The sequence below is a fragment of the Arthrobacter sp. NyZ413 genome, from assembly GCF_049390645.1.
GTDB lineage: Bacteria > Actinomycetota > Actinomycetes > Actinomycetales > Micrococcaceae > Arthrobacter.
On sequence record NZ_CP155434.1, the window covers coordinates 1828505 to 1839162 of the forward strand.

Here is a 10658-nt window from a genome sequence, read left to right on the forward strand (position 1 = left end):
CGTCATTCAAAGTCCCGACAGGCGGTCATCTGCCCGGAGCAAGTAGGCTGTAGGGCGTGAAGAATTTCGAGACGCTGTTCGCCGAACTCAGCGAAAAGGCAGCGACCCGTCCGGCAGGCTCCCGCACCGTCGCCGAATTGGACTCCGGAATCCATGGCATCGGCAAGAAGGTCGTGGAAGAAGCAGCCGAAGTCTGGATGGCGGCAGAATACGAGTCCGATGAAGCCGCAGCCGAGGAAATTTCCCAGTTGCTTTACCACCTTCAGGTCCTGATGCTAGCCAAGGGTCTGAGCCTGGAAGACGTTTACAAGCATCTTTAGCCACGTCCGCCCTGCTGCGATCCACCATTGAAACAGGACCGTACGCAGGCCTCCAGCGTGGCCCGGAGCCCTTGATTGTTTGAAACTTCCCCTTCCATTCCCAAGAAAGACCCCATAATGCTGCGAGTAGCCGTCCCCAACAAGGGATCCCTATCAGAAGCCGCCTCCGCAATGCTGTCCGAGGCCGGATACCGCCAACGCCGCGATTCCCGCGAGCTGGTCATGGTGGATCCGGACAACGACATTGAGTTCTTCTTCCTCCGTCCCCGCGACATCGCGGTTTACGTTGGCCAAGGAACCCTCGACGTCGGCATCACTGGCCGCGACCTCCTGCTCGACGCGCAAGTCGAAGCCGAAGAGTTGCTTCCGCTCGGTTTTGCTGCCTCGACGTTCCGCTTCGCCGGCCCGGTCGGCGACTTCAGCGGCGTCGAGCAGCTCGAGGGCAAGCGCTTGGCGACCAGCTACGACGGCCTCCTGCGCGACTACCTCGCCGAGCGGGGTGTCAAAGCCAAGGTCGTCCGCCTCGACGGCGCCGTGGAATCGTCCGTCCGGCTCGGCGTCGCAGACGCGATTGCCGACGTCGTTGAGACCGGAAACACGCTGAAGGCAGCCGGCATGGAGATCTTCGGCGAGCCGATCCTGAAGTCCGAGGCCGTCCTGATCCGCCGCACTGGCGAGGGCGGCGCCGCGAATGGCACTGCTAAGGAAATCGACGTCCTCATCCGGCGCCTGCAAGGCGTTCTGGTAGCCCGCCAGTACGTGCTGATGGACTACGACATCCGCAAGGACCTGGTCGAGGAAGCGGCGTCATTGACGCCGGGCCTGGAGTCGCCCACTGTATCGCCCCTGCGCGACTCCGACTGGGTTGCGGTGCGCTCGATGGTGCCGAAGAAGGAGACCAACCGGATCATGGACGAGCTTTATGACCTCGGCGCACGAGCCATCCTGGTCAGCAGCATCCACGCCTGCCGCATCTGACCTGCCGGTTGGCGGCGGTGGGCCGCACCGCGAAGAACACACGAGACGAATCCAGGAGTAGCAATGGCTGTAGCAGTCCGGGTCATCCCATGCCTTGACGTCGACGCGGGCCGTGTGGTCAAGGGCATCAATTTCGAGGGCCTCCGTGACGCCGGCGATCCGGTTGAACTGGCCCATCGCTATGACAACGCGGGTGCCGACGAACTCACGTTCCTCGACGTCACCGCATCGTCCGGCAACCGGGAAACCACTTTCGACGTCGTCCGCCGAACCGCCGAAGAGGTCTTCATTCCGCTGACGGTCGGCGGGGGAGTACGCGGCGTCGCGGAGGTGGACAAGCTCCTTCGCTTCGGCGCGGACAAAGCCTCCATCAACACGGCGGCTGTTGCGCGTCCGGATGTCATTGACGAGATCACCAGGCACTTCGGTTCGCAGGTCCTCGTGCTGTCGGTGGATGCCAGGCGTACGCGGCCGGGCTCGGAGCCCACGGCATCGGGTTTTGAGGTGACCACCCACGGAGGCCGTCAAGGCACCGGGATCGACGCGATCGCCTGGGCCAAGGAAGCCGCTGACCGTGGAGTCGGGGAAATCCTCCTGAACTCAATTGACGCCGACGGCACCAAGGATGGTTTCGACCTTGAGCTCATCCGCCTCGTCCGGGCGACAGTCCGGATTCCGATCATCGCCTCCGGTGGCGCCGGGGAGCCAGCGCATTTCCCACCGGCAGTCGAGGCCGGGGCCGATGCGGTCCTGGCGGCCTCCGTGTTCCACTTTGGACCGGACGACATGATGGCCCAGGTCAAGGCCGCGATCCGCGGCGCGGGCTTCCTGGTCCGTTAGGCACCGTCCGTTCGGCAGTGTCCGTTAGGCACCGTCCGTTATGCACTGCCACACGAAACTGACCCGGTGTCCGGAGCCTCGAGGGGCTCCGGACACCGGGTCGGTTGACGTTTAAGGACCGGCTCCTGTTTGAAGGCTGCCTATAGTCCGACTTCGGCCGACTGGAGCAGCGCGACGGCGTCAGGCTGGCCTTCGAAGGTCACCAGGGCGTGGTGGGTGCGACCGTGGGCGTGCATCAACAGCTCACCCGGTTCGCCCACAATGGCGACAGACACTGGAGCGCGCTTGGCGACATGGCGTGGACCGGTGGGGCGGACCAGTACGATTCCGAGGTCAACGCCCCGGTAGAGGATAGCGGCGCGCTTGATCAGTTCATCCCACAGGGCGTCGGAGTATTCTTCGTCGAGCGCGCGCGGCGCCCAACGGTCTCCTGCGCGGCGGATGTCTTCCGTGTGCACGAAGTACTCGATCAGGTTGGAGGACTCGTCGAGGGCCTTGATTTTCAAGGGAGACAAAGGAGGCGGCCCGGAGCGGAAGGTGTTGACCAGCTCGGCGTAGTCTTCCGCGGTCTTGAGCTTACCGGCCAGTTTTGCCGTGGCTTTGTCGGAGGCCTTCGCGAGGCTCTTGACGAGCAGCCCGATGCCGACTGCGGCCTTCCGCTCCCGCAAGTACAGATGCGCCGCGAGATCCCGTGTGAGCCACCCTTCGCAGAGCGTGGGGGAGTCAGGTCCGGCCGCCAGGAGTGTTTCGGCCAGTACTTCGCGGGAGGGTTCGACGAAATGCATCACTTGTGAAACTAGCACGAGACGCGCTCTGTTGCGCACTGGAACCGCCGCTGAATTTCGGCTCTCGGAGAGGCACTAGACTTGATCTGATGTCTGAGCAGTCAACACCCCCAGTCGGTCACTCCGCCAGCACCCTTGCCGCGCCCTCGGCGGGGTCCGTCGTCGAATCCGGTAGTCCGCTCCCAGCGGAACTGGCCACCGCGCTGAAGCGCGACTCCGCCGGCCTTGTGGCGGCGATCATCCAGCAGTTCGACACCAATGAAGTCCTGATGCTGGGCTGGATGGACGATGAAGCCTTGCGCCGGACCCTGACCTCCGGGCGCGTTACCTTCTTCTCGCGCTCCCGGCAGGAGTACTGGCGCAAGGGGGACACCTCCGGGCACTTCCAGTACGTCAAGTCGGTGGCCTTGGACTGCGACGGCGATGCGCTCCTGGTGCGCGTCGACCAGGTCGGAGCCGCTTGCCACACTGGTACGCATACTTGTTTCGACGGCCGGAGCCTCGCAGCCGTAAAAGGCGAGCGGGACTAGAATCCAAAACCCGAAATTCACTCAGGCAGCACACAAGAAGAGGCGGAGAACACAAACCATGCAGGACCTTGGAATCATCACCCCGGGCCTGGAGGAGTTCCGCGAACTCGCCGCACACAACCGGGTCATTCCTGTCCGGCTCAGGGTACTGGCCGACGCCGAGACCCCCATCGGTCTTTACCGCAAGCTGGCGCAAGGCCAACCCGGAACCTTCCTCTTGGAATCGGCAGCGGTCGGTGGCGCCTGGTCGCGTTACTCGTTCATCGGAGCCCGTTCACGGGCCACGCTGACCAGCAAGGATGGCCAAGCGCACTGGATCGGCGAGCCGCCCGTCGGCGTGCCGGTGAATGGAAGTCCCGTGGACGCCGTCCGTGACACGGTCGCCGCTTTGCAGACCGACCGCTTCCCGGACTTGCCGCCCTTCACCTCGGGACTTGTCGGTTTCCTTGGGTGGGAAACGGTCCGGCACTGGGAGAAGCTGACGAGTCCGCCCGAGGACGACCTCCATTTGCCGGAGATCGCCTTGAACCTGGTCACGGACATGGCTGTCCACGACAACATGGACGGAACCGTTTTGTTGATCGCCAACGCGATCAATTTCGACAACAGTTCCGAGCGCGTGGACGAAGCCTGGCACGACGCCGTTGCCCGGGTTAAGCGGCTCCTCGACCAAGTCAGCACTCCGGTAAAACAGCCGGTCTCAGTGCTGCAGTCCGCCGCGCTCGACTTCGCGTCAAGCGTGCAGGAACGTTGGGATGAGCAGGAGTACTTGAACGCGATCGATCGCGGCAAGGAAGCGATCGTCGACGGCGAGGTGTTCCAGGTGGTTATCTCGCGCCGCTTCGAGATGGAGTGTTCCGCGGATCCGCTCGATGTCTACCGGGTGCTGCGCAACACAAACCCCAGCCCGTACATGTACTTGTTCCGTTTGGAAGATGCAGACGGCCGGGAATACACGATTGTCGGGTCTTCGCCTGAAGCCTTGGTCACCGTCACCGGCAACGAAGTGATCACGCACCCGATCGCCGGATCGCGGCCGCGTGGCAAGACAGTCGAAGCCGACAAAGCCCTGGCTTCCGAGCTGCTTGCCGACCAGAAGGAGCGCGCCGAGCACTTGATGCTCGTTGACCTCTCCCGGAACGACCTGTCCAAGGTCTGTGTTGCGGGCACAGTTGATGTCACGCAATTCATGGAAGTCGAGCGGTTCAGCCACATCATGCATTTGGTGTCCACCGTGGTGGGGGAGCTAGCCCCGGACGCCAAGGCGTACGACGTCTTGAAGGCGACCTTCCCGGCAGGCACCCTTTCAGGTGCGCCGAAGCCGCGCGCATTGCGACTCCTCGATGAACTCGAGCCGCACCGCCGAGGCATCTATGGCGGCGTGGTGGGGTACCTGGACTTCGCGGGCGACATGGACATGGCAATCGCCATCCGCTCGGCGCTTCTACGCGACGGCCGGGCGTACGTCCAGGCCGGCGGCGGAATTGTGGCTGATTCGCACAAGCCGACCGAGGCGCTGGAATCCGTCAACAAAGCTGCGGCACCCTTGCGTGCCGTACACACCGCGGGATCGCTCCACGATGTCTCACCGGAGTCAGTGTCCGCCGGTCCCGCCGACGACGGAGAACCTGCCTCGTGACTGCTGCCGGCCACCGCACCACCGCCGCCAAGCCCCCGCTGTGGGCACGCAAGGCCAACATTGTCTTGGCCCTGGCTCTTCTAGCCCTCGCCGTCGTCGGGACGACGACGCAAAGTTGGATCGACGTACGCCTCGACCCCGCGGCTGCGGCAAGCGCATACCTCCACGTACAAGGCAGTAAGGCAGCTACAGCTGTCACGGCCTTGGCGATCGTGGCCCTGGCCGGTGGCCTGGCGTCCTCGATTGCCGGAAAGGTGTCGCGTTGGGTCATAGCCGCGATCGTCGTGCTCGCCTCGGCGGGCATCGTTGTGGCCGCCGCCCTCGTGGTCGCCGGCCCCCTTGCCGCGGCCCAAGGAACTATCGCCGCAACCACCGGTATTTCAGGAGGACAGGCAGGGGCGTCTTTCACGGTCTTTCCTGTCCTGGCCCTTGTGGCCGCAGTTCTGCTGGCGTTGTTCGGGTGCCTTCTTCCTTTCGCTGGCCGCTATTGGAAGGGCCGCACCAAATACGACGTCGCGGGCCGGGCAGCCGCCGCGGGTTCCGGACCGGTCGACGAGATCGACAGTTGGGACCGCCTCTCGCGCGGAGAAGATCCTACGTAAGACTCATCCGCCCGTGACGTCGGACGATGTCCCGGGCGCCGCCAATAAATGGCAGAATGTAAGCAGTATTCATCCCGAGGAGATTTTCACATGAGCAAAACCACTGTGTCCGCGAGCAATGCCCCTGCGACCGAGGCGAGCCACGGCGACGCAATCGGCCACGGCAACAGCCCGGCAGCGTGGACCTGCGTGATTGTCATGCTGGTTGGCGCACTGGTTTGCGCCATCGCCTTTGTGATTGCCAGTACCCCCTTCTTCATTGGCGGAGCGGTGGTCATGGTGATCGGCTTGCTCGCGGGCTGGGCCATGCGCAAAGCCGGCTACGGCGTTGGCGGCAGCAAGCTGAAGAACGCCGGCCACTGACTGTGACTGTTCTGGATGACATCATCGTCGGTGTCAAGGAGGACATGGAGGCGCGCCGCCGCCTCGTCGGACTTGACGAACTGAAAGCGCGTGCGGCTGACACCGCGCCCGCACTGGACGCATGGGCCGCCTTGGGCGGCCCGTCGGCCAGCCGTGCCGATCTGAAGGTCATCGCAGAAATCAAGCGGCGCAGCCCGTCGAAGGGCGACCTCGCCAGCATCGCAGACCCTGCTGAACTTGCGCGGCAGTACGCCGACGGCGGTGCATCCGTGATCAGCGTCCTCACCGAAGAGCGGCGCTTCAATGGCTCCTTGGCGGACCTGGACACCGTGCGTGCCGCCGTCGGGATCCCGCTCCTGCGCAAGGACTTCACGGTCGATGAGTACCAGATCTGGGAGGCCCGTGCCCACGGTGCCGACCTCATCCTGCTGATTGTCGCCGCGCTTTCCGACGCGCAACTGCGGGAATTCAGCGTACTGAGCCACGAGCTCGGCATGAACGTGCTGGTGGAGACTCACACGCCCGAGGAAATCGAGCGCGCGGCCGCGGCCCAGGCACGGATCATCGGCGTGAACGTCCGCAACCTCAAGACGCTCGACGTCGACCGTTCGCTTTTTGCCTCGCTCTCCGGGAGCATCCCTCCCGGAGCGGTAGTGGTGGCGGAGTCCGGCGTGCGGAACGCCGACGACGTCGCGCACTACGCCGGTAACGGCGCCCACGCGATTCTGGTCGGCGAGGCGCTCGTGAGCGACGCCACCCCGCGGGAACGCATCAGTGAATTCAAGGCAGCCGGAGCCGCTGCCATGGCAGTCAGGACCTGAGACCAGCCAGATGTCTTGCAGCGAGGCCGGACCGACGATCGACATTACGGCCCGCTGCTGCCCTGCGGCTCCTGGAAAACTCAACTATCAACTGAACAGGACGGTGAACTGATGGTGGACGCGCCAACAGCGAACTCGGAAGAGAATGCGGCCGACGCATTCCTGCATGGCGGAGCCTCGCTGCGCAACGCGACTGGGCCGTACTTCGGCTCGTACGGTGGACGCTGGATGCCCGAGTCCCTCATCGCAGCCCTCGATGAAGTGCAGGACACCTTCGAGAAGGCAAAAGCCGATCCCGAGTTCCTCGCCCAGTTGAAGGACCTCAACAAGAACTACTCCGGCCGCCCGTCGCTACTCACGGAAGCGAAGCGCTTCTCCGAACATGCCGGCGGCGCGCGCATCTTCCTCAAGCGGGAAGACCTGAACCACACGGGATCCCACAAGATCAACAACGTGCTCGGCCAGGCGCTCCTCGCCAAACGGATGGGCAAGACCCGTGTCATCGCGGAAACCGGCGCCGGACAACATGGTGTGGCCAGCGCAACCGCGGCAGCTCTGCTCGGCCTGGAATGTGTTGTCTACATGGGAGCTGAGGACTGCCGTCGCCAAGCCCTCAACGTAGCCCGGATGCAGCTCCTCGGTGCGACTGTCGTTCCCGTCACCAACGGTTCGCAGACGCTGAAGGACGCCATCAATGACGCCCTGCGGGACTGGGTTTCCAACGTGGACACCACCCACTACCTTCTTGGCACGGCCGCGGGGGCACATCCGTTCCCGGCCATGGTCCGCTTCTTCCACGAGGTCATCGGCGATGAGGCACGCGCCCAGATCCTTGAGCAGACCGGAAAGCTCCCCGACGCCGTGTGCGCCTGCATCGGCGGCGGTTCCAACGCAATCGGGCTCTTCCACAGCTTCCTGGACGACGCCTCGGTGAAGATCTACGGCTTCGAAGCCGGCGGTGAAGGCGTCGAAACCGGCCGCCACGCCGCGGCCATTACGCTCGGACGCCCCGGCGTCCTGCATGGCGCCCGCTCGTACCTCATGCAGGACGAAGACGGCCAAACCATTGAATCGCATTCGATTTCCGCGGGTCTGGACTACCCGAGCGTCGGTCCGGAGCACTCGTACCTGGCGGACATAGGACGAGTCACCTACGAGCCCATCACGGATACCGAGGCCATGGACGCCTTCCGCCTGCTGTGCCGGACGGAAGGAATCATTCCCGCCATCGAGTCCTCGCACGCCCTCGCGGGAGCCATCAAGGTGGGCCACCGCCTCACCGAGGGCAAGGAGAACCCGGGCGACACGACCATTATCGTCAACCTATCCGGCCGCGGCGACAAGGACGTGGAGACAGCGGCGGCCTGGTTCGACATGCTCGACGAGGACGGAAACGTCAAGGGGACTACCCTTTCCACCCGCAAGCCCAAGGGGCCGACGGAGCGCGCTACCGGCGAGGCAAGCGCCACCAGCGACGAAGCAATCCCGGCGGAAGCCGAAGCGGCAGGCAAGGACCAGAACTGATGACTGAGCAGATCACAAGCAAGTCCGCGGCCGCCATCGACCGTGCCAAGGCGGAGGGCCGTGCTGCCCTGATCGGCTACTTGCCGGCCGGATACCCCGACGTCCAGTCCAGCATTGACGCCGGCATCGCGATGGCCCGGAACGGTGCGGACCTCATTGAGATCGGCATCCCGTATTCGGATCCAGTCATGGATGGTTCCGTCATTCAGGCCGCGACCACCGAGGCCATCGCCAACGGTTTCCGCGTGGCGAGCGTCTTTGATGTCGTGGCAGGCATTACCGCAGCCACCGATGCCGCCGTGCTGGTCATGACGTACTGGAACCCGGTGATGCGCATGGGTGTCGACGAGTTTTCCCGGAGGCTGGCCGAAGCCGGGGGAGCCGGGCTTATCACTCCCGACCTCATCCCGGATGAAGCCTCCGAGTGGTTTGCGGCTTCGGACAAATACGGACTGGATCGCGTCTTCCTCGTTGCCCCGTCGTCCACTCCGGAACGGCTTGCAATGACGGTGAAGGCGAGCCGCGGATTCGTTTACGCCGTTTCGATCATGGGCGTCACCGGTACCCGGGCATCCGTCAGCAGCAGCGCCGAGAAGGTCGTGGCGGACACGCATGCGGCAGGCGCCGAGCGGGTTTGCGTCGGACTTGGGGTGTCCAATGCGAACCATGTCCGTGAGATTGCCGCGTATGCGGATGGCGTCATCGTGGGAACCGCGTTGGTGGCGGCCATACGCGATGGCGGGGTTGACGCCGTCGCGCAGCTCACCAAGAACCTCAGCGCCGGCCTTGGCCGGGCGGCAGCTCAGAACACGACGCAAGCCTAGAAAAGGAAAAGCGTAGACCATGCAGAGCCTCCTCCACGCCGCGGCACTTGCTCCCATGAGCATTCCGAGCCCCTCATGGTCGGGATTCGATATTCCGCTGCCGTGGGGGAGCCTGCGCATCCACGCCTATGCGTTGTGCATCCTGCTCGGGATTGTTTTGGGGCTCTGGTTGACTGCCGTGCGCTGGAAGCGCCGGGGCACTCCCGAGGGAAGCTTGTGGGACATTGCCATCTGGGCGATCCCGTTCGGCATTGTGGGCGGCCGTCTTTACCACGTGTTTTCGTCTCCGGACGCCTACTTCGGTCCGGGTTTCAACGGCACGGGTGACCTGTCCCTGATTCCGCAGATCTGGCGTGGCGGCCTCGGTATTTGGGGCGCCGTGGTCTTGGGCGTGGTGGGTGCCTGGTTCGGCTGCCGTCGCTCGGGCGTGAAGCTCACTGCATTCCTGGACGCAGCTGCGCCCGGATTGCTGCTTGCCCAAGCAATCGGGCGCTGGGGCAACTGGTTCAACCAGGAACTCTTCGGTGGACCGACCACACTGCCTTGGGGCCTCAAGATTGACCCTTCGAGCCCTAATTTTCCGGCCGGCATGCCGAGCGACACCTTGTTCCACCCGACCTTCTTGTACGAATCGCTGTGGGACATCATCGGCGTCGTTATCCTCCTGGTTCTCGACCGCCGTTTCCATTTCCGTCGCGGCCGGCTTTTCTGGCTCTACGCGATCTACTACACGCTTGGCCGTGTCTGGATTGAAGCACTCCGCATCGACGACGCTGAACAGATCAACTTTTTCGGGATCACGGCGCGCCTCAACGTGTGGACGAGCATTATCGTCTTCGTCGCCGCGCTCATCATTTTCATCGCCTTGACCCTCCGGGGGCGGCCGGTACCGGATTCGGCCTACCTGACGGGCCGGGAACCAGCGGCTGCCGCGGTCGAAGAGGCACCTTCGAGCCAGGAAGACGATGAGAGAAACAGCACAATTGTGACCGACGAAACAGGCCATGATACGGACCCGCCTGTCTCGAATAGTGGTGCACATGGTAATCTCCCCAATAACCAAAGCGATCTGGGCCATTCTGCTGAGAGGACCGAAAAGACTGAGGAGTCAGATTCCGGCGACACGTCGGGCACCGACCCCCAATCTGCCGGCACCGCCGCAGGGAGTGCCTCCGGATCCGGGCCGGAAGCTGGTACCACCAAGTAGCCAGCGCTACGGCACAGGGGCACCGGGTTACCGCCCAGGGCCCCCGGCCACAGCGTCGTGGCATCCTTGGCAGTTCCCCGGCAGCACACAGAGGCTCCCGTGGTCAAGCCTGGGCCATAGGCATTCGTAACTGTTCGTTGGGTCTTGCCTGCTGGCCTACAATTTCAAGTAATTAGCGCTTTGTTGTGCCCGTCACACGGCAGACAAGGTGGGGCCAGCGTTGTC

Annotated in this window: 12 protein-coding genes; 11 read left to right on the forward strand and 1 reads right to left on the reverse strand. The window is 63.9% G+C overall.

Annotated elements, in window-relative coordinates; translation table 11 throughout:
* The first annotated feature begins 56 nt into the window (after window positions 1–56).
* The 3 genes from ABCW42_RS08595 to hisF all read left to right on the forward strand — a co-directional run bounded on the left by ABCW42_RS08595 (window position 57) and on the right by hisF (window position 2138).
* Window positions 57–320 carry a phosphoribosyl-ATP diphosphatase gene (locus ABCW42_RS08595; RefSeq protein ID WP_018778638.1) on the forward strand — a complete coding sequence of 88 codons (264 nt, stop codon included), beginning with the start codon at window positions 57–59 and terminating at the stop codon, window positions 318–320.
* A 117-nt stretch (window positions 321–437) separates the two neighbouring features.
* A complete protein-coding gene (gene hisG / locus ABCW42_RS08600; protein WP_133202654.1) occupies window positions 438–1298 on the forward strand; it encodes an ATP phosphoribosyltransferase in 861 nt (286 codons plus the stop codon).
* A gap of 63 nt (window positions 1299–1361) precedes the next feature.
* Window positions 1362–2138 carry an imidazole glycerol phosphate synthase subunit HisF gene (gene hisF / locus ABCW42_RS08605; protein WP_423184432.1) on the forward strand — a complete coding sequence of 259 codons (777 nt, stop codon included), beginning with the start codon at window positions 1362–1364 and terminating at the stop codon, window positions 2136–2138.
* A gap of 140 nt (window positions 2139–2278) precedes the next feature.
* Here the strand turns inward: hisF and ABCW42_RS08610 are convergent, their stop codons facing one another.
* Window positions 2279–2923: a TIGR03085 family metal-binding protein gene (locus ABCW42_RS08610; protein WP_133202743.1), complete on the reverse strand. Its 645-nt coding sequence runs from the start codon at window positions 2921–2923 to the stop codon at window positions 2279–2281.
* A gap of 89 nt (window positions 2924–3012) precedes the next feature.
* Between ABCW42_RS08610 and hisI the strand changes: the two genes are divergently transcribed.
* The 8 genes from hisI (at window position 3013) to lgt (ending at window position 10433) form a co-directional block, all read left to right on the forward strand.
* Window positions 3013–3453: a phosphoribosyl-AMP cyclohydrolase gene (gene hisI, locus ABCW42_RS08615; protein ID WP_423184433.1), complete on the forward strand. Its 441-nt coding sequence runs from the start codon at window positions 3013–3015 to the stop codon at window positions 3451–3453.
* Between the two features lie 58 nt (window positions 3454–3511).
* A complete protein-coding gene (locus ABCW42_RS08620) occupies window positions 3512–5092 on the forward strand; it encodes an anthranilate synthase component I (protein ID WP_423184434.1) in 1581 nt (526 codons plus the stop codon).
* Window positions 5089–5694 (forward strand): Trp biosynthesis-associated membrane protein, encoded by a 606-nt coding sequence (locus ABCW42_RS08625; RefSeq protein ID WP_423184435.1) that lies wholly within the window; start codon window positions 5089–5091, stop codon window positions 5692–5694. The genes ABCW42_RS08620 and ABCW42_RS08625 overlap by 4 nt, the downstream gene beginning before the upstream one ends.
* A 90-nt stretch (window positions 5695–5784) precedes the next feature.
* Window positions 5785–6057, forward strand: a complete 273-nt coding sequence (locus ABCW42_RS08630) for an HGxxPAAW family protein (RefSeq protein WP_423184436.1) — start codon at window positions 5785–5787, stop codon at window positions 6055–6057.
* A 2-nt stretch (window positions 6058–6059) separates the two neighbouring features.
* Window positions 6060–6878: an indole-3-glycerol phosphate synthase TrpC gene (gene trpC, locus ABCW42_RS08635; protein ID WP_423184437.1), complete on the forward strand. Its 819-nt coding sequence runs from the start codon at window positions 6060–6062 to the stop codon at window positions 6876–6878.
* 111 nt (window positions 6879–6989) lie between these two features.
* The gene (trpB, locus tag ABCW42_RS08640; protein WP_423184438.1) at window positions 6990–8402 is read left to right on the forward strand and encodes a tryptophan synthase subunit beta; all 1413 of its coding nucleotides are present in this window, start codon (window positions 6990–6992) and stop codon (window positions 8400–8402) included.
* The gene (gene trpA / locus ABCW42_RS08645; RefSeq protein WP_423184439.1) at window positions 8402–9226 is read left to right on the forward strand and encodes a tryptophan synthase subunit alpha; all 825 of its coding nucleotides are present in this window, start codon (window positions 8402–8404) and stop codon (window positions 9224–9226) included. The genes trpB and trpA overlap by 1 nt, the downstream gene beginning before the upstream one ends.
* 19 nt (window positions 9227–9245) lie before the next feature.
* Window positions 9246–10433: a prolipoprotein diacylglyceryl transferase gene (gene lgt, locus ABCW42_RS08650; RefSeq protein ID WP_423184440.1), complete on the forward strand. Its 1188-nt coding sequence runs from the start codon at window positions 9246–9248 to the stop codon at window positions 10431–10433.
* Window positions 10434–10658 lie beyond the last annotated feature (225 nt).

What these genes read in the sequence shown, in the direction of transcription:
- hisG (WP_133202654.1), top strand. Translation starts at nt 438, where the DNA reads ATGCTGCGAGTAGCCGTCCCCAACAAGGGATCCCTATCAGAAGCCGCC.
- hisF (WP_423184432.1), top strand. Translation starts at nt 1,362, where the DNA reads ATGGCTGTAGCAGTCCGGGTCATCCCATGCCTTGACGTCGACGCGGGC.
- ABCW42_RS08610 (WP_133202743.1), bottom strand. Translation starts at nt 2,923, where the DNA reads ATGCATTTCGTCGAACCCTCCCGCGAAGTACTGGCCGAAACACTCCTG.
- hisI (WP_423184433.1), top strand. Translation starts at nt 3,013, where the DNA reads ATGTCTGAGCAGTCAACACCCCCAGTCGGTCACTCCGCCAGCACCCTT.
- ABCW42_RS08620 (WP_423184434.1), top strand. Translation starts at nt 3,512, where the DNA reads ATGCAGGACCTTGGAATCATCACCCCGGGCCTGGAGGAGTTCCGCGAA.
- ABCW42_RS08630 (WP_423184436.1), top strand. Translation starts at nt 5,785, where the DNA reads ATGAGCAAAACCACTGTGTCCGCGAGCAATGCCCCTGCGACCGAGGCG.
- trpB (WP_423184438.1), top strand. Translation starts at nt 6,990, where the DNA reads ATGGTGGACGCGCCAACAGCGAACTCGGAAGAGAATGCGGCCGACGCA.
- trpA (WP_423184439.1), top strand. Translation starts at nt 8,402, where the DNA reads ATGACTGAGCAGATCACAAGCAAGTCCGCGGCCGCCATCGACCGTGCC.
- lgt (WP_423184440.1), top strand. Translation starts at nt 9,246, where the DNA reads ATGCAGAGCCTCCTCCACGCCGCGGCACTTGCTCCCATGAGCATTCCG.